The following is a 23,745-nucleotide window of genomic DNA, read 5'->3' as shown; positions in this document are numbered from 1 at the left end:
GTCATATTTTGTCTTATTTTCTTTTTTCAAATTGTCCTCTTTTTCTGAATGATGCACATTTGCATGTTCGATTTTTTATTCCATGTTATTCCAATAATTGAAATTTCATTACATTTTTAGTTAGCTCAATATGCAACTTTACATAAAAACAGAGCCTAAAATAACCAGTAAAGCCATTGCGACATTTAATCCAGACTTGCCTGTGCATATGACTTTTGAAGAACATGACTGGTACTTACTTGCGAAATATTGGTATCCGATTGCACTCGCTCGAGACATTACAAAACAGCCTTATGGCACCATGCTTTTAGATATGCCGCTCGTTATTTATAAAATGGGAGATGAACTGATTGTAGCTAAAAATGCCTGCCCATACCGCGGCGTACCTCTAAGTTTAGGCAAGAATGATGGTCAAGGCGTGGTCTGCCGATATCATGGCTAACGCTTTGATGAACATGGTCATTGCAACCGTATTCCTGCACATCCAGAACAGAAAATTTCACCGCGCTTTAATTTACGCACCTATGCAGCGGTAGAGCGCTATGGTTTGATCTGGTGCAATCTGACGGCTCATTCTGAAGCTGAACCCAATATACCTAGCATGCCCAATAGGGAAGATGCAGATTTTCAACAATTGGTTTGTCCAACGGTAGATTTTCAATGTTTTGCAGGCCGGCAGCTTGAAGGCTTTATTGATGTCGCGCATTTTGCATGGGTACATCCAGAGACTTTTGGCGACCCTGAAAATGTAGAAGTACCTGACTATAAAACATTTGAGACAGAAACTGGCTTTAATGCAGACTATTGGAGTAGTGTTGGGCGCTACCCAATTGGATTAGAACAACGAGGACAAGATGGATTTCAATGGCTTCGCCATTTTGAAATTCATCTGCCTTTTACTGCAACCTTAACGATTCATTTTCCAAACGCCAGCAAGCAAGTGATTATGAATGCGGCTTCACCGATGACTGCTCATTCTACCCGTCTATTTGCTCCCATTTGCCGCAATTATGACAAAGACTTACCTGTAGAGCTTATGACTTTAACCTGAAAATATTTGAGGAGGACCGTTTAGTCTCTGAATCGCAAAAGCCTGAATATTTACCCTTAGATTTAAGCATCGAAGCGCATTTTCCAGCGGACCGCAGTTCCAGCATGTACCGCAAATTATTGCATAAAAAAGGTTTTAGTCCATTATTTGCGGCATAACATCAATATCGTATTGCATTCACCTCACCCTAACCCTCTCCTACAAGGAGAGGGAAACTCCTTTACAAGCCTTATATTGGTTATAAATATTGTGGTATCTCATTCATCAAATGATAAACATCAATGAATATCGCGACTGGCGACAGGGATGTCACTATAAGGTAATGGTCACATGGATGTACCTTTTACCTGAGAAGGATTTTAGATACTTTGATCCCTCAAAGTAACAATCTGCCTACGCAGTAAACTATCATCACTCAATGAAAAATTGCGGCCATGCAATAAATTAAGCGCCTTTTCATTTTTAAAAAAAAAGGAGCTCTTACGAGCCCCTTCTTCTACAATTACAAAATGACAATTAGTCAATTGCAGGTGTATATGTACCATCAGCGATTGGGCCTTTGATACGATCCGCTTCTGCTAGCACAAGAGCAAGCAAATTCTTCACGTTGTCTAAAGTCGCTACTGGGCTTAAAGTCGTCATTTTCAATGATTGAACTTGACCTACTTTAGTTACACCAATATTCGCTTCACCACGAGCAAACAATTCGTCTGCTACGTTTTGGTTCAATGTATCTAACAATTCTGCTGGGTAACCTGCTGGTACTACACGGAACAATACCGATGCAAATTGAGGATCAACCAGCATTTCTAGACCGTCAGTGGCAGTAATATAGTCTGCAACATCACGTGTTAGACCTACACCATGATCAATCATCGAACCGTAAAGCTCTTCACCTAACGCTTCAACCGTCATCCACAATTTCAACGCGTCAAAACGGCGAGTTGTTTGTAATGACTTAGATACTAAGTTAGGAACACCGTGCTCTTCATCATAAGCAGAGTTTAAGTACTCCGCTTCATAATGCATGAAACGATAGTTCGCTTCATCTTTCAGCAAGAATGCGCCACATGAAATCGTTTGGAAATAATGCTTATGGAAATCCAGCGTGACTGAGTCTGAAAGCTCGATACCATCTAGCATAGAACGATAGTCATTCGAAAGAATGAGTGCACCACCCCAAGCTGCATCGATATGCATCCACGCGCCATATTTGTTGGTGATTTCACGAACTTCTTTCAATGGGTCAATTGCGCCTGCATCGGTTGTACCCGCAGTTGCAACTACACATGCCACGATTTTGCCTTCAGCTTGAAGGTGCGCCATGGTTTTCTCAAGCGCGTCCATGTCCATGCGTGCATTTGCATCTACAGGAACAGTGACAACAGATTGGAAGCCCATACCCATCATGGCCATATTCTTTTGCACAGAAAAGTGTGCATTTTCAGAACAGATCACTTTTACGTTACGCATTGCTTCCGCAGGTACGCCATCACGCTGAACAGACCACGGGTTACCGTTTTCGTCTTTCCAGTTTTTAGCAATACATGCATCACGTGCAAGCAAAACACCCATTAAGTTAGACTGCGTACCGCCAGAGGTGAATACACCTGCTTGACCTGCACCATAGCCAACTTTTTGGCGAAGCCAGTCAATTAACTGAACTTCCATCAATGAACCTGCAGGGCTTTGATCCCATGAGTCCATAGATTGGTTAGTCGCGTTGATCAGCACTTCAGCGATTTGGCTTGTCACCATTGTTGGGCAATGCAAATGCGCTAAAGAATGTGGGTGATGTACTTTTAAGCTTTTGTTTAAGAACAGCTCAACCATACGGTCTAGTGATTTTTGTACACCCATACCTTCTTTAGAAGGATTGAATGCAATTGCACTACGAAGCTCTTTAATGCTACCGCCTGTGTACATTTTGTCATTTTGCAACCATGCAGATACAGCTTTTACAGCTGAATCCATTGCTGACTGGTAGTCAGCAATGGATTGTGCATCATTGCAGAATAACGCTTTACGATGTTCTGCAAAATCAACCATTATTACGCGCCTCGAGTTGCAACAAGTGCTTCAGCAAGTGCTTTCTTGAAGCGAACGATCACTTCTTCACATTCAGCTTGATTGATGATCAATGGGCAAAGTAAACGAATGACTGTACCGTTACGACCACCTTTTTCTAACAACAATTTATTGTTGAAACATGCTGCTTGAATTGCTGCTGCCAATTGAGAATCACCTGGTAAAGAACCCATGTGATCTGCTTTTTGACGTTCATCAACAATTTCAACACCAATCATCAAACCACGGCCACGTACGTTACCGATACATGGGAATTCTACCGCTAATTTTTTAATTTCAGCTTGTAAGAAGTCACCACGCTCTTGTGCATTTTGCGCAAGATTTTGCTCTTTGATGGTTTTGATTGTTGCAAGACCAGTACCCATAGCAAGTTGGTTACCACGGAATGTACCCGTGTGACCCGCTGGTTGCCATGCGTCAAACTTACGTTTAATGCCCAATACTGCAAGTGGTAAGCTACCACCAACCGCTTTAGACATTACAACAACATCAGGTTCGATACCCGCATGTTCAAAGGCAAACATTTTACCTGAACGTGCAAAGCCCGCTTGAACTTCGTCAAGAATTAACACAATATTGTGCTTTTCAGTCACTTCACGGATTTTTTTCAACCACTTCACAGGTGCAGTTACCACACCGCCTTCACCTTGGATCGCTTCCAAAATGACAGCTGCTGGCTTAGTTACACCGCTTTCTACGTCTTCAATGAAGTTTTCGAAATAATACGTTAATGCGTCTACACCCGCTTCACCACCAATGCCTAATGGGCAACGGTATTCATGCGGATACGGCATAAATTGAACACCTGGCATCAAGCCATTCACAGCATTCTTCGCAGACAAGTTACCTGTCATTGCTAAAGAACCGTGCGTCATACCGTGATAGCCACCAGAGAAGCTAATCACTGAGCTACGACCAGTGTATGTTTTTGCTAACTTAATTGCTGCTTCTGTACCATCTGCACCAGACGGACCACAGAACTGTAGGCAATACTCTTCCTTACCACCTGGTAATTGCTCAAGTAAAGCTTCAGTGAAAGCATCTTTTAAAGGTGTTGTTAAATCCAAAGTATGCAATGGCAAGCCGCTTGCAAGTGTGTCTTGGATACTTTGAATGACCGCAGGGTGATTATGGCCTAGTGCCAATGTACCTGCCCCAGCTAAACAATCAAGGTACTCTGTACCTTCAACATCGGTAACCCAACAGCCCAAAGCTTTTGCTATCGCAAGTGGAAGTTTACGTGGATAGCTACGAACATTCGATTCCATTTGACTTTGGCGAGTTAAATAGTATTCGTTAGTAGAATTAGGGGCAGGATTTACTGAAGAAACGCTCATATCGAATTACCATCTCTGATATGGGTTAAAAGAAATAAGTCGGGTGACTTGCGGTCCTTTGACTCGGTGCTTTATGAGTTCCAGTTAGTTTTAAGAGCTCTCTATATAATGGCTAACTAGAGGGCGGATGATACAGAATTTTTCAGGAAAATAAATAACTTTTATGACCAAATCATAGCATCAAGCACTGAAAAAACAGATCAATCCGATTGATAGCCTGAATTATCATCTTACAGTGTGACATAACAAAGAAAACCTTTTTATTTTATGCTTTTTTACAACTTATGAATGATTATTGTAATCTTCAATTAATTAAACAACTAAGCACTGATTATTTAAATAAATATTCATCAAGCACTACATTTATTTTTCTTGAAAGATTTACAATCCCACCACAGATTTTCCTTTAATCCATCACAATCCCCTTTTAAGATAAGAGCATAAGCTAAATTAGTCATTCTGAAAGAAGAATAGGTCATAACAATGCGTAAAATTATCTTATCCACTGTTTTATTAGCATCCGGTCTAGGTTTGGCAGCAGCAACTCAAGCAGCTGACCCACTCAATTACAACATCGTGAATATTCAGGCGGATGCTACTCGCCAAGTGTCGAACGACCAAATGTATGCCGTTTTATATATTGAAAAATCAAATAAACAGCCGGCTGAACTTGCTACCCAAATCAACCAATTGATGACCCAAGCGGTGAACACCGCCCGTAAATACCCATCGGTAAAAATTGAAACAGGTTCACAAACTACTTATCCTATCTATGACAATGACAGCCGTAAACTTAAAGAATGGCGTGGTCGTGCCGAATTACGTTTAGAAAGTACAGACTTTAAAGCAGCTAGCCAATTGGTGAGCGAGTTACAACAAAATTTCCAAACTCAATCCATCAGCTTTAGTGTGTCAGATGCACAGCGTAAAAAAGTTGAAAATGAACTGATGGTTGAAGCATCCAAAAACTTTCAACAACGTGCCCAAGCGCTCGCTCAGGCATGGAATAAATCAGGCTACAACTTAGTTAATATTAATTTAAATACCAGCAATTATGGTGGTCAGCCAGTTCCGCGTATGGCGATGATGAAAGCTGCAAGTGCCGATGCTATTCCTGAACAAGAAATGGCAGGTGGTGAATCTAAAATCACGGTCAGTGCAAATGGCTCTATCCAGTTCAAATAATTAAATTCATTTTAAGAAACCGTGCTTTAGCGCGGTTTTTTTGACTATAAATTACACCTATTCTTTATTTAAATTAAAAAGTCTATTAGCTTAATCATATTCATAGTTTTAAATGATAATCATCCTTATTTAAATTTATCACACTCAAGATTATGATACGCGCACTCTCTCCATTGCTCACACTTTTATGTATAGTTCAAGCAAAAAATCTTCAAAGCTTCAAAACTTCCCTTTATTACCGCTGAGTATTGCCGTAGGTATAAGCATGGTTGCCACTATGGCTTCTGCTGCTGAAAATACAGATACCGCGCAAGCTAATGTTTTACCGACCATCACCATTGAAACTCAAGGTAACTGGCTGGAAAACGCCAATGAAAAAAAAGTGCAAAAGCATGCCGGTGCGCGGACCATTATTGACCGTAAACGCTTAAACGAAAGCGCAGCAACATCTCTTAAAGATGCGTTACGCCAAGTTCCCGGCGTTCAGGTTCAAGAAAATAATGGTACTGGCGGTAGCGATGTTTCATTAAATATTGGCGTTCGAGGATTAACCTCTCGCCTCTCTCCACGTTCAACCGTGTTGATCGATGGCATCCCAATATCATTTGCACCGTATGGCCAACCACAGCTTTCGATGGCGCCTGTCTCTTTAGGAAATATAGAATCTGTTGATGTAGTCCGTGGTGCAGGTTCTGTCCGTTTTGGGCCACAAAATGTCGGTGGTATTATCAATTTTGCCACACGTAGCATTCCTGAATTATTTAAAGGAACTGTAGCTTTAAACTCTGAATATGCAACAGGTACAGATCAGGTAAAATTAAGTCCTAGTCTGTTCGTTGGTGGAACATTAGATAATGGTTTAGGCTTAGCCCTGCTTTATTCAGGTACTAAAGGCAATGGTTATCGTGAAGCGAACAATAAAAATGACATTGATGATGTCATGTTAAAAACCGCTTATGACATAACAGATCAGGATAAAATTGCATTAAATTTCCATCACTACGATGGTACAGGTAAAATGCCTGAAGGTTTAAGCACTGCTGAATTCGAAGCAAATCCATATCAAACGTCGCATTATCGTGATTTTTTCACTGGCCGTCGTTCAGACGTATCGCTGCGTTATACACATAAAGATGACACGAACAACTTTGAACTTTTAAGTTATTACATCGATTCACTCCGTACCAGCAATCTTGAATCCACCTTAACCAATGGCAATCATCGCTTAGATACTTCACCGCGTGATTATAAAGTCTTTGCCATTGAGCCACGTTATTCTCGTAGCTATAGCTTAGGTAGCACGCTGAATGAAGTGACTGTAGGCTACCGTTATATGGATGAAGAAAGCACCGAGTTCGCAGGCCGTACTGAATACGCTGCAGATGCTGAACCCGGTCAGTTTATAGCACGTACCCGCAGTGCGGGTGGCACCAAAGCACACGCAGCTTATATCGATAACCGTATAGAATTGGGTAAATGGAATATTACACCCGGCGTTCGTTTTGAATCGATTGATACGCAAAACAGTTTTAGTGCCTATAAAAATGGCGTATTACAAAATACTGTTCATCCCTCGATCCAATCAGACGAATTTTTACCAAGTTTAGCTGTCCTATATAAAGCAACAGACCATTGGAATTTCTTTGCCAATGCCGGTGTATCTTTTGGTCCACAGCAATATAACCAATTAGCAACAACACAAGGTACTACAGCAGTCACAACCCTAGATGGCTTACATCCTGAAAAGTCTAATAACTATGAAATTGGTACCAAATATTTAGGCAATGGTTTGAGTGCTGAATTGACTGCGTTTTATCTTGATTTTGACAAAGAACTGATTTTAGAACGTGATGCTGCAAACAATGGCATTTGGACTGACCTCGGTGCTACAAGTCATAAAGGGATTGAAGCCGGTTTTAGTTATGACTTTGGACATTTAGCTGACACCCTCGAAGGCTTAAAAGCCTATGGTAATTACACCTATACCAAAGCAGTTGCTGAAGCAGGTAACTTTAAAGGTAAAGATTTGCCCTTCTATTCACAAAATGTCGCAAACTTTGGCTTAGGCTATAAATACGATGCTTGGTCAATCAATGCCGACATGTATGCTCAATCTAAACAACGTGCCCCAGGTAACCAAGATTCAGGGATCTACCAAACTGAAGAAACGGCAAATGGTAAACTGGGCGATATTCCAGGCTATTCAACTTTTGCTGTGCGTACCGGCTATGACTTTGGCGGTTCGCTGCAAGGGGTTAAAGTTGCCGCTGGCATCAAGAATGTATTTGATAAACAGTATTTCACCCGTTCATCAGATGCAACAGGTGGTAAATATATAGGGCAACCACGTACCTTCTTCTTACAAACTTCATTCGACTTTTAAACTGGTCTAAATATAAAGATCCCACCAAGTGTGGGATTTTTATTGAATAATATATATGGACATCCATATATTCATATGTAAAGATATATGAAAATCCATATATACAGATAAACATGGAACAGACTGAATTTTTCAAATTACTTGCAGATGAGACTCGTCTGAACATCATCATGCTGTTGGCTTGTAAAGGTGAACTCTGCGTCTGCGAACTCACTGAGTCCCTTGAATTGAGCCAACCTAAAATTTCGCGTCATTTGGCATTACTGCGTTCATCAGGTGTGCTGAGTGATCAACGTAAAGGTCAATGGGTCTATTACTCCATTCACCCTGCACTGCCTACTTGGTGTACACAAATACTCGATGTCATGCGTCACCAAGAACGATTTAAGGACCTCGATTTAAATTCCCCAAAAAACACGACAACATTGTGTGAAACGCTATGAATTTTTTATTTCTATGTACTGGCAATAGCTGCCGCAGCATTTTATCCGAAGTACTTTTTAACCAGCGTGCCCCTGAAGGTTTCCGTGCCTATAGCGCAGGCAGTCAACCCTCAGGACAAGTCCACCCGTTTACCTTGAAAACCCTACACAACCTCAAGCTACCGACTGAGGGCTTGTCGAGTAAAACCATCGCAGCATGTGAACAATACCAACCCGATGTGGTGATTACCGTCTGTGGTTCTGCCGCTCAAGAAGCTTGCCCAATTTACTTAGGCTCTGCCATCAAAGCACACTGGGGCTTAGAAGATCCTTCCCATTTAGAGCTTGCAGATGACATCAAACTTGCAGCATTTCTTGATACCGTGGCGCATATTAACCGCCGTTTAGATGCTTTATTTGCGCTCGATTTTACGCAATTAAGTCGCGAAGAACTCAACCAAGAAATCCAAAATATTTCAGAGATCCAATAATGGCTGCTGCAAAACTGTCATTTCTAGACCGCAATTTAACGCTATGGATTTTTATCGCAATGGGGCTAGGCATTGCGATTGGCGTGTATGTTCCAAGTACTTCAAGAGCTTTAAATCAACTCAATATCGGTGATGTCAATATTGCGATTGCCATTGGTTTAATCCTCATGATGTATCCGCCTTTGGCTAAAGTGGATTACAAAGCGCTGCCTGAAGTGTTTAAAGATAAACGTACCTTATACCTATCACTGGTTCAAAATTGGTTAATTGCGCCTTGCCTGATGTTTATTTTGGCGATCGTGTTTTTACAACACTATCCTGAATACATGACTGGTTTGATTCTGATTGGTTTAGCACGTTGTATTGCAATGGTTCTGGTTTGGAATGATCTCGCTTGTGGGGACAACCAATACGTTACGGCTTTAGTGGCATTTAACAGTATTTTCCAAATTGCATTTTTTAGTACCTACGCATGGTTCTTTTTGAGTTTTTTACCGCCATATTTTGGTATCGAAGCACAAGTGATCCAAGTCAGCTTTTGGACCATCACACATGCAGTATTGGTGTATCTAGGTATTCCCTTCCTGCTCGGTTTCCTGACGCGTGCCATATTGGTAAAACAAAAAGGTCTGGATTGGTATAAAAATCAATTTATACCCAAAATCAGCCCCATCAGTTTAATCGCATTACTCTTTACCATTGTGGTGATGTTTAGCCTCAAAGGTGCAGATGTCGTGAGCCTTCCGATGGATGTACTGCGTATTGCCATCCCCCTCACGATCTACTTTGTGGTGATGTTTTTCATTAGCTTTTTGATGAGCAAATGGATGGGCAATAACTACGCCAAAACCACTGCGATATCCTTTACAGCAGCAGGTAATAATTTTGAACTTGCCCTCGCTGTTGCCATCGCCACCTTTGGCATTGCATCTCCGATTGCATTTACCACGATTATTGGCCCATTGGTTGAAGTGCCTGTGCTTATTGCATTAGTGAGTGTATCGCTATGGTTAAAACGCAAATGGTATAAAGAGAACTAAAATGAAGCTCCCCAATATTCAACTAGATCTACTTGAAACACCGCGTTTTGAACAAGTTCAAGCAAAAGCACTTGAACATCCGCCACGCATTCTGCTGCTATATGGCTCTAACCGTGAACGCTCATTTAGCCGTTTAACGGTATTGGAGGCGGGTCGAATCCTTGAACATTTTGGTGCAGAAGTCAAAATCTTTCATCCTAAAGGTCTTCCTCTGCCTGAAGATGCTGAAACCTCACATCCCAAAGTTCAGGAATTACATGAATTACTTGCATGGTCTGAAGGCATGGTTTGGTGTTCGCCAGAACGACATGGTGCGATGAGCTCTATATTGAAAGCACAAATTGATTGGATTCCTTTAGCTGCAGGTGCCATTCGTGCTACTCAAGGTAAAACGCTGGCGTTAATGCAAGTCAGTGGTGGTTCGCAATCTTTTAATGCTGTTAACCAAATGCGCATCCTTGGGCGTTGGATGCGGATGATCACGATTCCAAATCAATCTTCCGTTGCAAAAGCATTTTTAGAGTTTGATGAAAATGATCGCATGAAACCTTCCTCCTATTACACTCGCATTGTCGATGTGATGGAGGAATTATATAAATTTACCCTACTCACACGTGGTCAATCTGCCTACCTCACAGATCGCTATTCTGAACGAGTTGAAAGTGCGGAAGAACTCTCTAAACGAGTTAATCAAAAGAACCTTTAATGAAACACTCCTGCATCTGTGCAGGAGTTTTGGTCTAAAATATCCATCCGTTTCAACTTAAACTAATAATTTATAAAATAATGTCGTTGAATCTATTGTACCTGTATGGCTCAATGCAAATTGCGGAATGATCCCAGCTTTTATAAAGTTAAATTTTTCATATAGCTTTTCAGAGACATCGCCTGTACGCGTATCAAGTACAAGTAATTTCAAGTTCAAGTGTTTTGCTTTATCTTCTGCAAGTGTTAATAGTTGGTGAGCAATGCCTTGCTGAAGTACCTTTGGATGCACCATAAGTTTTTCAATCTCAGCACGATGCAGTGCATTGGCTTTGGTGGCACGAACCAATTGTACTGTGCCCACAATTTCACCGCTTTGTAGCGCCGCCCACAAAAAGGTTTTATGCTTTTGAATATCCTTTGTCACAGCAGACCAATATTCATCATAGTGTGACTTAGATTCTTTAGCTAAAAAACCCAGTGAAGCACCATCTTGCACACATTGTGCCAATAATTCACACAGTTGAGCCTGCTCATCTTTTAGATCTTGAATGTTTAAATATTGAATTTCGCTCATCTTCTTTTCCTCTTATTTCTATTTTTATCGTTATATTCAAATGGCATGCCATAAAAAATCCCGCTCGGAAGCAGGATTTTGATTTTCAATTTAGTAAATCGACATATGATTGCGATGGATCATTTCAAGTGATCGGGCTTCCCCTAAAACTTGATGAACTTTATCTGAGGCCAAACCTTTGACGATTTCTGCCGAACGTGAACTGAAATTTACACGACCGACAGCAACACGATGACCTTGTGTATCGACACATTCCACCACATCACCACGTTCAAAATGCCCTTCAACTGCTTTCACACCGACAGGTAATAAACTGCGGTGATTATCACGAATGGCTTTAACTGCACCATCATCAATTACTAAACGACCCGCTGTTTGTAAATGTGCAGCTAACCATTGTTGATGGGCTGTCACACGATCATTATCGGTAATAAATAATGTACCGAGTAATTCACCTGCCATTACACGTGACAGCACATTGTCGCTATCACCGCTCGCAATGACTGTTGGACAACCAGACTTGGCTGCTAAACGTGCCGCACGAACTTTGGTCAACATACCGCCACGACCGAATTTACCGCCGCCACCAGCCATATCGAATAATGATTCATCCATTGCGCGTACTGTATGAAACAGTTTTGCGTCTGGATTGGAACGAGGGTCTGAGTCAAACATGCCTTCTTGGTCAGTTAAAATCACCAATAAGTCTGCATGTACCTGACCCGCCACCATAGCTGCCAAAGTATCGTTATCACCAAAGCGAATTTCATCTGTCGAAACAGTGTCGTTCTCATTGATGACTGGAATGACACGCCAGTCTATCAAGTGTTGCAACGCATCACATGAGTTCAAATAACGACGACGGTCAGCCAAATCGTCATGGGTTAATAAAACTTGAGCTGTACGAATAGAACGTTGTTCTAAAACGCTTGACCAAGTATGAATTAAACCCATTTGTCCAATGGCAGCACAAGCCTGTAGACTAGGTAGATCTGTGGGTCGGCTGTCCAGATTCATTCGAACCATACCTTCAGCCACAGCACCGGAAGACACAAGAATGATCTCGTGCCCTGCATTGTGTAGTTCTGCAATTTGTCCCGCCCAATGCGAGATTGCATCCAGATCTAACCCTTTTCCGTTTGCTGTGAGTAGTGATGATCCGATTTTAACAACGATACGTTTACAACCCTTGAGCTGACGTTGCCCATCTACCACTTCTATCATCTTGTCCTCAGACTTGTTTGCTTTGACACTTATTCAGCAATTAACGTACGTAGTACGATTCTGCCTCATCATCACCGTCTTCAAATTCATCATCAAAGTCTTCACCTTGACCTGCCAGACGTTGTTGACGACGCATTTCACGATATGCTTCTTTCGCAGCAAGCGTTTGCTCACGTGTTTCAGCTTCAAGCTGATCACGGAACGCTTTAACTTCTGCAGCATATTCAGGATCTTCAGTTTCACGTTCGCGCTGTTCTTCAATTTGATCCATCAGGTAATACACAACGTCTTTAGTACCTTCAAACGTTAAACCTGAAGTTTTGAATACAGGGCCTTTCCACTGTAACTCTTCGAGAATGTGATCACACCATTCATCACGCGTTTCAGCCGCCAATTGGTCTACTTTATTGAGTACCAATACAACAGGTAATTTTGAAAGTGTTGGAGAGAATTTTTTCAACTCTTCCAAAATTGCTTTTGCATTATACGCAGGGTCAGAACCATCAATCGGTTGAACATCTACGATGTGCAATAAAATACGCGTACGTGCCAAGTGTTTCAGGAATCGAATACCTAGACCTGCACCTTCTGCAGCCCCTTCGATTAGACCCGGAATATCCGCCATTACAAATGAACGGTGACTATCGGCATCAACCACACCTAGATTTGGCACCATTGTGGTAAATGGATAATCTGCAACTTTTGGTTTTGCTGCTGAAACTGCACGGATAAAGGTTGATTTACCCGCATTTGGCATACCCAACAAACCAACGTCTGCGAGTACTTTTAATTCAAGACGAATTTCACGATATTCGCCTTTTGAGCCGTGTGTACATTTACGTGGAGAACGGTTGGTTGAAGATTTGAAGTGAGTATTACCCAAACCACCTTCACCACCTGCTGCCACTAACACACGCTGACCGTCAGCCACTAAGTCGCCGATGATATCGCCAGATTCTGTATCTACAATTGTTGTGCCCACTGGAACGAGCAATACGGTATCTTCACCGCCACGGCCTGAGCAGTTCGCTCCACGACCATTTTTAGCACGTTCTGCACGGAATTTACGTGTATAACGATAATCTACTAGGGTACTTGTGTCGTTGTCGGCTTGAACGTATACGTTACCGCCACGACCACCATCACCACCATCTGGACCACCAAATGGTACGAATTTTTCACGGCGAAAACTGGCTACGCCATTGCCACCGTCGCCAGCCTCTACGGTAATGACTGCTTCATCAACAAAGCGCATGTTTGCCAATCCTCTAAAAACTTTAAAACCGCTTATTCTGCCATATTTTAAAGAATTTCTCGAACAATATTATTCAGCAATACTATAAATTTCATTCATCTTGGTGCTGATGCAAATTTTTAGGAAAATCCTCACCTCGCTCGAAAATCTTTAGCTCATCATCAAAATACCTTTGATAAATGGCAAACGAATTTCACTCCCCATTTCTGAAAGCTATTTACGTGCATTTTCCTTGGCTTCAATAATTTCAGGTAAGGTTCGTTCAACCCAACCAATCAGATGCATTAACTTTTCTGCAGCCTGCGAGCCCATTAAAGTCAGTTGATATTCAACTTTGGGTGGCACGACTGGATAGACTGTCCTTAAGATAAAACCATCTTGCTCGAGCATTTTCAGTGTTTGAGCCAGCATCTTTTCGCTCACCCCTTCGATCCGCTGCTTAAGTTCACTAAAACGGTGTACCCCTTCAGTCAAACAACGCAAAACTAATACTGACCATTTATTGGTGAGATGTTCCAATATTTCTCGAGAAGGACAGTCCGTGGATAAAACTTGACCTAATAATTTACTTGTAGCGTATGTGTTCATTAAATCTTTCCTCAAAGCCACTAACTTACTTTTTGGTACGTACTTACATTTAGTAAGTTAACAGATTAAGATTCAACCATCAAGATCATTTATTCAACCATCAGAGGGTTTAAATATGAAAATCGCAATTACAGGTGCAACAGGTCAACTAGGCCAATTGGTCCTTCAATTTTTATTGAAAGAAACCGCGGCCGAAAACATCATCGCTTTAGTTCGCTCACCAGAAAAAGCAGCATCTCTACAAGCTCAAGGCATCGAACTTCGTCATTTTGACTATGATCAACCAGATACACTGGTTCCTGCACTACAAGGTGTCGATAAATTATTACTCATTTCTGCCAATGAAATTGGTCGGCGTACCCCACAACACAAAGCCGTAATTGATGCTGCAGTAGAAGCGAAAGTTCCATATCTTGCTTATACCAGCCTGTTACGTGCAGATACGTCACCATTGGGTTTATCTCAAGAACATCGTGAAACAGAAAGTCTGATTCAAGCTAGTGGTTTAACCTATACCTTCTTACGAAATAACTGGTATGTCGAAAACTATCTTGCTGCTACAGGACATGTGGTGGAAACAGGTACCTTATTTGGTGCAGCAAAGGATGGGAAAATTAATGCAGCGACCCGTGCTGACTATGCTGAAGCAGCTGCAAAAGTACTTACAAGCTCTGGTCATGAGAATAAAACCTATGAACTTGCAAGCTCAGACAGTTTCACCTTGGCACAGCTTGCTGAAACCCTACAGCAAGTTTCAGGTCAAAATGTTCACTATCAAAATTTAACTGCAGAAGACTACACACAAGGCCTATTACAAGCTGGCTTACCTGCTGGTCTTGTAGATGTGATCGTCGATGCTGATATCAACAGCATTGACGGTGCAATGCAAAGTGATCGTAAGGACTTGGAACAGTTACTCGGTCACCCAACCACTACTCTACGCAGTGCTGTTGAAGCTGCTTTAAAATAAGATCGAACCATAAAAAAGCCCGAATTAATTCGGGCTTTATTTGATTTGAATCTAACTTATGGATGTACATTTTTTATCGGCAAATCCATATTCATATCTAAATTTGCCTTGGTATTACGCTCTGCGTTGTACATCGTGGCATTAAAGGTTGCGATTTTTCGCATGGTCATCGGGTCATTGAGTTTTAGCTGTGGTGCAAACTGATGTACCACATGCAAATCGACTTTTTCATTAAACTCAAAATACACAGGACCATTAAAATTAATTCGAATAGGAATGTTATAGGTTCTTTTCAAATGAAAAGGCACATCTAACTTGACAGGAATGTCCATTTTTAAGGGAAATTTCGGCACGAGTTTATTTTTAATCACCAAATCTGTGGTCGCCTCAAGCGGCATCGTCTGGTTAATTTGAATATTGGTGGAATAATCAATATCCACTGAGATCGGAACCTCTACACTAAACTGCAAATCTGCCAGATATTTTCCCTTTAAGGGTAGTTGCAGCTTCCGATCTAAAGCAATCTGCGTATCCAGAGTCCCAATAGACTGCGTTTGCAAATAATTGCCAACGGAAATTTTGGTAGGTAGTGAATGCGACAATTGAATATCAGCATTTTTTGCACGTACTTGCATCGACGCATAAATATTTAAATACAACCAAAATAGTACCGCAACCAATAACGCAACTGCGATAAAACTCAAAATGATGCGCTTCGCCGATTGAAATATCCACATGGCTTACTCCTGAACTTTCGCTTCAGTTTTGGCATGCTCTCTGTTGAGTCGCATTGTTTTTAGTGGAATTACCAATTCACCCTTTTTAATTTGAACCGGCAACGTATTTTGCACATCCACTGTCGCTTTTAATGCTGTTTTAATTGGAACATTTAAATTACCTTCAATAGGAATGTTGGTTTTTAAATTTGCATTCAGTGGAATATGTAGGTTTTCTTTCAGCACGGTTTTGACTGGCGCATCAAATTTTAAATGTACTTTTTGCTCCAAAGGCACATTCATATTTACTGGAATATCCAATTGTATCGGGATATCACCTTTGAGCGGCAAAGTCACATCGTGCCCCATGACTTTAACTTTCACTTTGGTATTCACAGGAAGGTTTTGATTCACTTTCAAAGTTTCACGCACTGGAATCGTGGTCTTGATCGGGACTTGATTATCAAAATACACACGTGGCGTCAGCGTTTGAGTTAAGGGAATATTTAAATTTTCATGTATCGGAATTTCAGCATTCACCCTCCCTGTCACGTCCACATCCAAGGCATCATGAATTTTGACTTCGGCTTGTAACGGCTCTTGCAGGTCAATATTGACGTTCTGATTTTCTAGCGGGATATAAATATTAAAGTGCTTAAACACCCAAATGGCGATAAGTACACCACAGAGCGCAGCAAACACAATAAATGCCAATCCACTGAGCATGTGCTTTGCTTGCAAACTAAATTCCTTTTGCTTTTTATTTTTTACAGTCTCATTTTGAACACATTATACAAACCAGTTTGCAATTTTTTGTATTTAATTCTTTAATAATTTCATTAACTTAAAACTTGAATATTTTAGTCAGCTTTTCATTATAAATGACTCACACTCATCTAACAGTGGCAGAAAAAACAAGAACTTTTGATGCTTTTGATCAATCCATTCGTCATCTATGCCTTAAATTTTTAACCCATACTCTTTAGATAAAAAAAGAGCCTCAAATGAGGCCCTTTTTTTACAGCGTGAACTAATTAAGCATTAGTTTCAGCAGGAACTTTTGGATAGCTTACGCCGCCCATTTGCTCAGCAATACGCAATACTTGGCAGCTATAACCCACTTCGTTATCGTACCAAACATAAGCAGTTAAACGGTTACCAGAAGCGATTGTCGCTTGAGCGTCAAACACACCTGCAGTACGTGAACCGATAAAGTCAGACGATACAACTTCAGTTGAGTTTGTATAACCGATTTGACCTTGAAGGTTAGAGTTGATTGAAATTTGGCGAATGTATTCATTCACTTCTTCACGGTCAACATCTTGACCCAAAGTAAGGTTCAAAATTGCAAGAGATACGTTTGGAGTAGGTACACGTACTGAGTTACCAGTCAATTTACCTTGAAGAGCAGGAAGTGCTTTAGCAACAGCTTTAGCAGCACCTGTTTCAGTGATTACCATGTTTAAAGTAGCAGCACGACCACGACGGTCAGCTTTATGGTAGTTGTCGATCAAGTTTTGGTCGTTTGTGAACGAGTGAACTGTTTCAACGTGACCATTGATCACTGTGTACTTGTCGTTTAACACTTTAAGTGTTGGTGTGATCGCGTTTGTTGTACAGCTTGCAGCAGAGATGATTGTATCTTCATCAAGGATGTCAGCTTGGTTCACACCATATACAACGTTCTTCATGTCACCTTTACCAGGTGCAGTTAGAATGACACGTGCAGCGCCAGCGCATTTAAGGTGCTGTGCAAGACCTTCAGAATCACGCCATTTACCTGTATTATCGATTACAAGTGCATTGTTAATACCGTAAGCAGTGTAATCAACTTCAGATGGGTTAGACGCATAGATCACTTTGATGAAGTTACCGTTAGCAATGATTGCTTCGTTTTCTTCATCAACAGAAATCGTACCTGCGAATGGACCATGAATAGAGTCACGACGTAACAAAGACGCACGTTTTTCTAAATCACCGTCAGATGATTTACGAACAACGATTGCTTTAAGGTTAAGACCACGACCTAGACCAGATTGGCTGATCATCAAACGTGCAAGGATACGACCGATACGACCGAAACCGTAAAGTACAACATCACGGTTTTCAACGTTAGTTGCATTGCCTTCAAGTGATTTCACAGCGTCAGCAACGAATGCGTCAACATCACCGCCTTTTTCTTTGAACTCAACAGCAAGTTTGCCAAGATCAATTTCAGCAGTACCGATGTTTTCGATTTTTGCCAAAGCTTCAAGAATTGGGAAAGTGTTCACAACTGAAAGTTCAACGTCAAGTACGCGAGTACGACGATGCGCTTTAAGAATTTGGATAACCGAACGGTTAATTAAAGAACGACCGTATACTGTAGCTACGATGTTTTTTTCACGATATAACTGACCCACTAGGGCAATCATACGTTCCGCGATTTCTTCACGGTTTTTCCAGCGACCTTGGTGCTCTGCATGTAGGGCAACGATAGTGTCTTTGCTCACAGATACGTCCTCTAATTAATTGTAAATCTAAGCATAAATTTCAAAACCCCACAATTGTAATGGAAAACTGAAAATTAATGAATCTAAAAGCAGATTTCGACAAGGTTATTTTGTTATATATTCACTATCAATTTTCAAAATAATCATGATTAGTATTATGATTTTATAGCCGAAAGTTGAAAAACAGGCTTTTTCGCAGATTTTTGTCACAAAATTTCAAATGTAGTTTTATCAACCAGATCTCAGCAGATTTAGCTCAAAGATGAACGAATATTTATATTTTTCAAATTGTGCTGTTTTTTTATTTTGCTCAATAGACTTCTTTCATAATTCATTTTTTGCTCAGCTCTAAATTATAGATTCCCGCAATTAAATTGAATCTTAAGCCCAGTCTTTTTCCTCGATTACGATATCGCTCGGCAAGGATTTTGAAAGTTTTTAAACTACCAAATACATGCCCAACCCCAATTCTTCTTTTGTTGATTTCTTGATTATAGATTTTTAGTTCAGGATCCAATTTACAGCGCTTTTTTGCTTTTAATGGCAACAAGCTATTTGGATACACTGCGTAAATCCCTTGATAGCCTTTATCTGCAAGGATAAAGGCACCTGCCGGAATCTGATGTAAGTTTCGTTTGAAGAGTTCGAAATCATGTACAGCACCACGATCAGTGCATAAACTCATAATTTGCTGAGTTCTATAATGAATGATGGCCTGAACTTTGAAAGTATGTGCCTTCTTTTTGCCACTATAGCTTTTCTTCTGTTTTTTTAGGTCTTTGTATTGGAATTTCTGTGGCATCAACAATCACCACGTTCCAGTCGATGCCTTCGCCCTCAGGCAAATGCTTCGGTAAATTAAATAAATTGGACTTGATCAGGCAGTCCTCTACATGACGGACAATTCTTGAAGCAGTCGGCTCTGACACACCATAACTTGTTGCAACATGGAACAAGGTTCGGTATTCACGCCAATAACTTAAGCACAGAAGGATTTGATCTTCTATGCTCAATTTAGTTGGTCTACCTTTAGCAGGAACATGCATTTTCAGTTGTTCAACCATTAAATCAAAGGTTGACCATGATATGCCGGTGTATCGCTTAAATTGTGTTTCAGAAAGCTTCTTTGAATCGATATATTTCATCCGCAGATTATGCATGAATATTTAAAATTCTTCGGTACAAATAATCAGCAAGAGACTGTTCGTTTTTTGATTTATGAAAGAGGCTTAATTTATAGTATTTTTACTGATGCTAAGCTCGTAATAATAATTTCACATTTTTAAATGATTTTTAAGAATATTCGATGGAGTCTTACACCTGAGTTTTGAATAAAGGGTTTAGCCTTCAGCTGGAGGTACTCTTACGAAACGTTGTTTCTCATTTGGCAAAATGAGAAGCGAAGCTTCGTAAGGAAACCATCTTGCGGAGCAATGCTCCTCACCGCAAAACTCGTTCACTACCGTCAATTTATTCAAAGTATCGCAAAAACATTTTTTATTAGAAGTAACCTTGTCTTAGACAATTGCGGATAACATTACCGCGTATCGTTCTTTTATTTGAATTAAATTACGCCTCTAATGTTACTGCCTAACATTAGTTTTAAAGTCAGATCAATATTTAAAATTCTGTTAATTTTTCAGATTCTCAGCAAACTTTTCCAAATTAAAATCAAAGAAATTTACACTCAGCTCTAATATTTTCGGTAGTGCATTTAAACCATTCTCTCCAGTACTAATCGCAAAATATCTCCGATCACTAAAAGACTGCACCTTTAAGGCATTTTCACATGGCTCAAAATCGAGATTGACGAGCTGTGACGCATGTTCCTTTAGCAACATTAAAACCTGCATATAAGTTTGTCGCTTTTTTTGCTGCTGCGCTTTTAAAGCATCGGCTTCAAGGCTTTCATAATCCCCTGTTTTCGTCATGCGTTTGGAAAATCCAACATGCGCGCCATGGGCACCCGTATTTTCTACGACGGCTTCAGCAGCAAAGATTTTCTGTTGATCCTCGTTCGGCTGCAAGAGCGCTTTCAACGCCGTATGAATTTGCTGTGACTGCTGATGATGTAACTCCCAATCATCTTCATTTTGAACATGAAAAATGTGCGTACGCCGTTTCAACAAAAGCACCTGCCAAGCCTGTAGTTGAAGTCGCAGTCGCTTTAACTCCAAACTTGCCTCAAACTTAGGGCAACTACTCAAGACGTTTAGACTCGTGATGAGCTTCTGAGATATTTGCATGCTATGGAAAAATACAAAGTCATGCTGTATCTGCTCACTCAGTTGATATTGAACAGTCTGATGTAAGGGCTTCAATATCAATGTATTGAACTGCTGCTCAAAAGCAGGTAAAACCGTCGCTAATTGAGTAGCATCCTCTACATGCAGCATTAAAAGTAGATGCTTATCTAACCGTGTATAAAGTTGCTGCATTAAATTTTGCAGATCTAAATGTATAAAACCTGCAATGGATGCCAACTTTGAGACTCGAAATTTTAATTGTTCGATCTGTTGATTTTCTAAAGCAGTATTTAAATCTATGGCCACCCCATCAAAAATTTCGTCTGCTAAGGCATCATTATGCTTTGTAGATAAAAACCGCATTGCTGAATACTGCGTCGTCCAATCTAAATCAGGCGACAAAATATAAATAAACTCAGATGTTTGTACGATTTGTAGATATCGCGTTTTTTGTTCACGCTTTAAATAGTATTTAAAAATCGGATGTTGCCAAACCTCAGATGATTTCGGGATAGAAGCATCAAACACTTGCCCCAACACGTGTGACTTTAAGAAAATTTCGATCAAGAAAACTTTAACTTGCAGAGCGGTGAGTTGACGTGCATCACTCGGCGCAATCAAATCCATTTCACGAATGATTTGTGCGGCATTTAAAATGAAATGCTGATGTAATACATTTTTTTCATACTGTAATTCAAAATCTTCTTCTGCATCTATTTTATTGATATAGAGTAGGTTTTCTTCTAATTTTCGCGCAATTTGAATACTCTGGGTCAATATCCTAAGTTCTTCGAGCTGTATTGCCAAATACTGTGCATGCTCACGCATGACATCATATTTTAGTACTTTCATCAGCATGCCCAAATTCATCGGTACATCTCTTTGATACGACTGTGATGAAGACTCCCAACGAATACCTTTTTGCGATAACACCTGCTGTATCTGTGCTAAATTGGATTGATCAAGATCAGTGCATACTTCAGATACAATACTCCGCCAATGCTGATCCAACACAGGCTCTAGCTGTAAAAGTTTAGCGCTTTGATGAAATGGGACAACCACTGACTGCTTCCTGTATCTTGGTTCTTTAATCAATCTTTTATCGATTTCAGTTTATTTTTATCTAAAATAAATTTTTTTGTACACCATCATTCAATACTGTTCTTCCTAAACAATAAATTGAATCATGGCGTGTTTTAGTTTTCTAAGTTTAAGATTTTCTTAAAAAACAGCAAGTGTTAATTGTGAACTGATCAATTTACCGTACCAATATTTTCAGTCTAAGAATCGATTCGATCATTTAATGCTTTTAAATTTTTAGCTAGCGCACGTTCATTTTGCTTTTGTTTAAACAGATGCAAGACGCCTTCTATCACCAATAACAAAACGGCACCCCAAATTGGAATATAGGTCAGCCATTCTTCTGCTTCTACTCGCTCTCCCAATGCGATCGATGCAAATGCTAACAACACAGGTTCTAAATAACTCAACAAACCAAAAATCACAAATGGCAAATAACGACTCGCCAACATATAGCTACCTAAGCCAAGCGCGCTTAGAAAACCCAGTCCTAAAACCGCCAAAATCAGATACTGGAATAACGACATCAGCGCTAAACTATCGCTATGAATAAATCCTAAATAAAAGGCTACAGGCAGAATTAAGCAAAGATCCCACCAAAAACCACCCAAATGATCGGTTTTAAAGGTACGACGTAAAAAGAAATAAATCGGATAAGCCACAGCGACATAGACAGTTTCCCACGCGATACTACCAATACGCCAAATTTCGTGGCCAACACCTAAAATTGCCAGTGCCACGGCAGCCATCTGCCATTTAGACAGCTTTTCTTTATACAGTACACATCCAACCAGAACCATCACTAAGGGCAAGAGAAAATACCCTAAAGATACTTCTAGCCCTCGGCCATTAATTGGTCCCCACAAAAACAACCAAAGCTGTGTAGTACATAAAAATGAACTAATGATTAACCAAATGAGAAAGATCGGTTGCTTGACCACACGCCAAAAAATTTCACTGACTTTGTTTAAATCTTTCATCCACCACATAAATAAGGTTAAAAATGGCAAGGTCGCCAACATGCGCCATGCAAAAGTTTGCTCGCTATCTAGAGGTTTTAAAAAGATGGTAAAGAAATACAAAATACCGAAAGTGACCGATGCCAATACAGACAATGCAACGCCTTTATACATCTTTCACTCCAGTCCAAATGACTACATAATCTTGATATTTTGCTTGATCAATCAAGCTTTTCGCATGGACATTCTAGCAAATAAAAAACCATGCACAGGCATGGTTTTTTAGCATTTGTTCAATTATTTAGGTTTTAGGTTTCACTGTTTGCTTGGTATGAATAATATCTGATAAATCATAACCAACAGATTGCGCATAATTTAGATATTCCTGAATCACTTCCTGATCTGGATGAGCCGAACGAGAAAGCACCCACATATATTTACGACGTGGCTCACCTACCAAAACTGTCTGATAGTCTTCATCGGCTTTGAGTACCCAATAATCACCACGCCCCACAGGCAACCAACGAATGGCTTCTGGTAAGAAACTAACTTTTAATTTCGAGTTAAACGGTGCATTTTGTACAAATGCCTCGCCTATTGATTGCTTCTTGGTACCATCTTTAGATACACAGCGATTATTGACATTAATGTTGCCATTTTCATTTAGCGTGTAAACCGCAATCACATCACGGTCACAGCTTTTTTGAAAAACCATAGGCTTACGAGCTACTTCATACCACATACCTAAATAACGATCGAGCTCGACTTTTTCCACAGTCTGTAACGGTTTCGTCTGTGCATAGGCCATTGTGGCTGCACCCAAACCAATTAACACTGCTGCACCAAGTGCAATTTTTGCGAGTTTAAAACCAGCTTTCGGAAGATTCGTTGTTGTCATTTTTATGCCTCATTTCGATGCAAAATATTCGATGAAAA

The 23,745-nt window shown here is 40.4% G+C and carries 21 protein-coding genes and 1 pseudogene; 8 read left to right on the top strand and 14 right to left on the bottom strand.

Annotated elements, in window-relative coordinates:
• The first annotated feature begins 160 nt into the window (after positions 1-160).
• Positions 161-1,209 (top strand): annotated as a pseudogene (locus MST18_RS05935) (Rieske 2Fe-2S domain-containing protein).
• Between the two features lie 358 nt (positions 1,210-1,567).
• Here the strand turns inward: MST18_RS05935 and MST18_RS05930 are convergent.
• Complete coding sequence (locus MST18_RS05930) at positions 1,568-3,100, bottom strand: aspartate aminotransferase family protein (protein ID WP_180133096.1); 1,533 nt, start codon at positions 3,098-3,100, stop codon at positions 1,568-1,570.
• Positions 3,101-3,102: 2 nt separating this feature from the next.
• A complete protein-coding gene (locus MST18_RS05925) occupies positions 3,103-4,476 on the bottom strand; it encodes a diaminobutyrate--2-oxoglutarate transaminase (protein WP_180040630.1) in 1,374 nt (457 codons plus the stop codon).
• A 483-nt stretch (positions 4,477-4,959) separates the two neighbouring features.
• On the opposite strand from MST18_RS05925, the gene MST18_RS05920 reads away from it, so the two are divergent.
• The 6 genes from MST18_RS05920 (at position 4,960) to arsH (ending at position 10,703) form a co-directional block, all read left to right on the top strand.
• Positions 4,960-5,661, top strand: a complete 702-nt coding sequence (locus MST18_RS05920; RefSeq protein ID WP_180133095.1) for an SIMPL domain-containing protein — start codon at positions 4,960-4,962, stop codon at positions 5,659-5,661.
• Positions 5,662-5,848: 187 nt separating this feature from the next.
• The gene (locus MST18_RS05915; protein ID WP_180133094.1) at positions 5,849-8,044 is read left to right on the top strand and encodes a TonB-dependent siderophore receptor; all 2,196 of its coding nucleotides are present in this window, start codon (positions 5,849-5,851) and stop codon (positions 8,042-8,044) included.
• Between the two features lie 113 nt (positions 8,045-8,157).
• A complete protein-coding gene (locus MST18_RS05910) occupies positions 8,158-8,487 on the top strand; it encodes a metalloregulator ArsR/SmtB family transcription factor (protein WP_168379193.1) in 330 nt (109 codons plus the stop codon).
• Positions 8,484-8,957 (top strand): arsenate reductase ArsC, encoded by a 474-nt coding sequence (locus MST18_RS05905; RefSeq protein ID WP_180133093.1) that lies wholly within the window; start codon positions 8,484-8,486, stop codon positions 8,955-8,957. The genes MST18_RS05910 and MST18_RS05905 overlap by 4 nt, the downstream gene beginning before the upstream one ends.
• Positions 8,957-9,997, top strand: coding sequence for an ACR3 family arsenite efflux transporter (gene arsB, locus MST18_RS05900; protein WP_180023443.1), 1,041 nt, complete (start codon positions 8,957-8,959; stop codon positions 9,995-9,997). Before MST18_RS05905 ends, arsB begins: the two co-directional genes overlap by 1 nt.
• A 1-nt stretch (position 9,998) precedes the next feature.
• On the top strand, positions 9,999-10,703 hold the full coding sequence (arsH, locus tag MST18_RS05895; protein WP_078191860.1) for an arsenical resistance protein ArsH: 705 nt from the start codon (positions 9,999-10,001) through the stop codon (positions 10,701-10,703).
• A gap of 57 nt (positions 10,704-10,760) precedes the next feature.
• Here the strand turns inward: arsH and MST18_RS05890 are convergent, their stop codons facing one another.
• The 4 genes from MST18_RS05890 to MST18_RS05875 form a co-directional block, all read right to left on the bottom strand.
• On the bottom strand, positions 10,761-11,279 hold the full coding sequence (locus MST18_RS05890) for a GNAT family N-acetyltransferase (protein WP_180133092.1): 519 nt from the start codon (positions 11,277-11,279) through the stop codon (positions 10,761-10,763).
• A gap of 90 nt (positions 11,280-11,369) precedes the next feature.
• A complete protein-coding gene (gene proB / locus MST18_RS05885) occupies positions 11,370-12,503 on the bottom strand; it encodes a glutamate 5-kinase (protein WP_180004924.1) in 1,134 nt (377 codons plus the stop codon).
• A 40-nt stretch (positions 12,504-12,543) separates the two neighbouring features.
• The gene (gene cgtA / locus MST18_RS05880; protein ID WP_078190204.1) at positions 12,544-13,758 is read right to left on the bottom strand and encodes an Obg family GTPase CgtA; all 1,215 of its coding nucleotides are present in this window, start codon (positions 13,756-13,758) and stop codon (positions 12,544-12,546) included.
• Between the two features lie 213 nt (positions 13,759-13,971).
• Positions 13,972-14,346: a helix-turn-helix domain-containing protein gene (locus MST18_RS05875; protein WP_078191873.1), complete on the bottom strand. Its 375-nt coding sequence runs from the start codon at positions 14,344-14,346 to the stop codon at positions 13,972-13,974.
• A gap of 115 nt (positions 14,347-14,461) precedes the next feature.
• Between MST18_RS05875 and MST18_RS05870 the strand changes: the two genes are divergently transcribed.
• Positions 14,462-15,316, top strand: coding sequence for an SDR family oxidoreductase (locus MST18_RS05870; protein WP_180133091.1), 855 nt, complete (start codon positions 14,462-14,464; stop codon positions 15,314-15,316).
• Between the two features lie 56 nt (positions 15,317-15,372).
• On the opposite strand, the gene MST18_RS05865 is transcribed toward MST18_RS05870, so the two are convergent.
• From MST18_RS05865 to MST18_RS05830, 8 genes are all read right to left on the bottom strand, one after another.
• Positions 15,373-16,053 (bottom strand): hypothetical protein, encoded by a 681-nt coding sequence (locus MST18_RS05865; protein ID WP_078190209.1) that lies wholly within the window; start codon positions 16,051-16,053, stop codon positions 15,373-15,375.
• Positions 16,054-16,056: 3 nt separating this feature from the next.
• Positions 16,057-16,758, bottom strand: coding sequence for an MFS transporter (locus tag MST18_RS05860; protein WP_218952735.1), 702 nt, complete (start codon positions 16,756-16,758; stop codon positions 16,057-16,059).
• A 308-nt stretch (positions 16,759-17,066) separates the two neighbouring features.
• On the bottom strand, positions 17,067-18,524 hold the full coding sequence (locus MST18_RS05855) for a glyceraldehyde-3-phosphate dehydrogenase (protein ID WP_111885541.1): 1,458 nt from the start codon (positions 18,522-18,524) through the stop codon (positions 17,067-17,069).
• A 331-nt stretch (positions 18,525-18,855) separates the two neighbouring features.
• Positions 18,856-19,326: a transposase family protein gene (locus tag MST18_RS05850; protein WP_257250054.1), complete on the bottom strand. Its 471-nt coding sequence runs from the start codon at positions 19,324-19,326 to the stop codon at positions 18,856-18,858.
• The gene (locus tag MST18_RS05845) at positions 19,274-19,669 is read right to left on the bottom strand and encodes a transposase family protein (protein WP_067764127.1); all 396 of its coding nucleotides are present in this window, start codon (positions 19,667-19,669) and stop codon (positions 19,274-19,276) included. The genes MST18_RS05850 and MST18_RS05845 overlap by 53 nt, the downstream gene beginning before the upstream one ends.
• 486 nt (positions 19,670-20,155) lie before the next feature.
• Positions 20,156-21,832 (bottom strand): hypothetical protein, encoded by a 1,677-nt coding sequence (locus tag MST18_RS05840; protein WP_180108280.1) that lies wholly within the window; start codon positions 21,830-21,832, stop codon positions 20,156-20,158.
• A 218-nt stretch (positions 21,833-22,050) separates the two neighbouring features.
• Positions 22,051-22,983, bottom strand: a complete 933-nt coding sequence (gene rarD, locus MST18_RS05835; protein WP_180108281.1) for an EamA family transporter RarD — start codon at positions 22,981-22,983, stop codon at positions 22,051-22,053.
• 127 nt (positions 22,984-23,110) lie between these two features.
• A complete protein-coding gene (locus MST18_RS05830) occupies positions 23,111-23,707 on the bottom strand; it encodes a lipocalin family protein (RefSeq protein ID WP_180108282.1) in 597 nt (198 codons plus the stop codon).
• Between the last annotated feature and the right edge of the window lie 38 nt (positions 23,708-23,745).

This window comes from Acinetobacter sp. YH12068_T (assembly GCF_024606005.1).
Lineage (GTDB): Bacteria > Pseudomonadota > Gammaproteobacteria > Pseudomonadales > Moraxellaceae > Acinetobacter > Acinetobacter amyesii.
This window is presented reverse-complemented; position numbering and strand designations above follow the sequence as displayed.

Excerpts from the sequence above, each read along its gene's own strand:
- MST18_RS05905 (WP_180133093.1), top strand. The coding sequence starts at position 8,484 with ATGAATTTTTTATTTCTATGTACTGGCAATAGCTGCCGCAGCATTTTA.
- MST18_RS05830 (WP_180108282.1), bottom strand. The coding sequence starts at position 23,707 with ATGACAACAACGAATCTTCCGAAAGCTGGTTTTAAACTCGCAAAAATT.
- MST18_RS05890 (WP_180133092.1), bottom strand. The coding sequence starts at position 11,279 with ATGAGCGAAATTCAATATTTAAACATTCAAGATCTAAAAGATGAGCAG.
- arsB (WP_180023443.1), top strand. The coding sequence starts at position 8,957 with ATGGCTGCTGCAAAACTGTCATTTCTAGACCGCAATTTAACGCTATGG.
- MST18_RS05875 (WP_078191873.1), bottom strand. The coding sequence starts at position 14,346 with ATGAACACATACGCTACAAGTAAATTATTAGGTCAAGTTTTATCCACG.
- MST18_RS05865 (WP_078190209.1), bottom strand. The coding sequence starts at position 16,053 with ATGTGGATATTTCAATCGGCGAAGCGCATCATTTTGAGTTTTATCGCA.
- cgtA (WP_078190204.1), bottom strand. The coding sequence starts at position 13,758 with ATGCGCTTTGTTGATGAAGCAGTCATTACCGTAGAGGCTGGCGACGGT.
- MST18_RS05930 (WP_180133096.1), bottom strand. The coding sequence starts at position 3,100 with ATGGTTGATTTTGCAGAACATCGTAAAGCGTTATTCTGCAATGATGCA.
- MST18_RS05920 (WP_180133095.1), top strand. The coding sequence starts at position 4,960 with ATGCGTAAAATTATCTTATCCACTGTTTTATTAGCATCCGGTCTAGGT.
- rarD (WP_180108281.1), bottom strand. The coding sequence starts at position 22,983 with ATGTATAAAGGCGTTGCATTGTCTGTATTGGCATCGGTCACTTTCGGT.
- MST18_RS05845 (WP_067764127.1), bottom strand. The coding sequence starts at position 19,669 with ATGAAATATATCGATTCAAAGAAGCTTTCTGAAACACAATTTAAGCGA.
- MST18_RS05850 (WP_257250054.1), bottom strand. The coding sequence starts at position 19,326 with ATGCCACAGAAATTCCAATACAAAGACCTAAAAAAACAGAAGAAAAGC.
- MST18_RS05910 (WP_168379193.1), top strand. The coding sequence starts at position 8,158 with ATGGAACAGACTGAATTTTTCAAATTACTTGCAGATGAGACTCGTCTG.
- proB (WP_180004924.1), bottom strand. The coding sequence starts at position 12,503 with ATGATAGAAGTGGTAGATGGGCAACGTCAGCTCAAGGGTTGTAAACGT.
- MST18_RS05860 (WP_218952735.1), bottom strand. The coding sequence starts at position 16,758 with ATGCTCAGTGGATTGGCATTTATTGTGTTTGCTGCGCTCTGTGGTGTA.
- arsH (WP_078191860.1), top strand. The coding sequence starts at position 9,999 with ATGAAGCTCCCCAATATTCAACTAGATCTACTTGAAACACCGCGTTTT.
- MST18_RS05915 (WP_180133094.1), top strand. The coding sequence starts at position 5,849 with ATGTATAGTTCAAGCAAAAAATCTTCAAAGCTTCAAAACTTCCCTTTA.
- MST18_RS05870 (WP_180133091.1), top strand. The coding sequence starts at position 14,462 with ATGAAAATCGCAATTACAGGTGCAACAGGTCAACTAGGCCAATTGGTC.
- MST18_RS05925 (WP_180040630.1), bottom strand. The coding sequence starts at position 4,476 with ATGAGCGTTTCTTCAGTAAATCCTGCCCCTAATTCTACTAACGAATAC.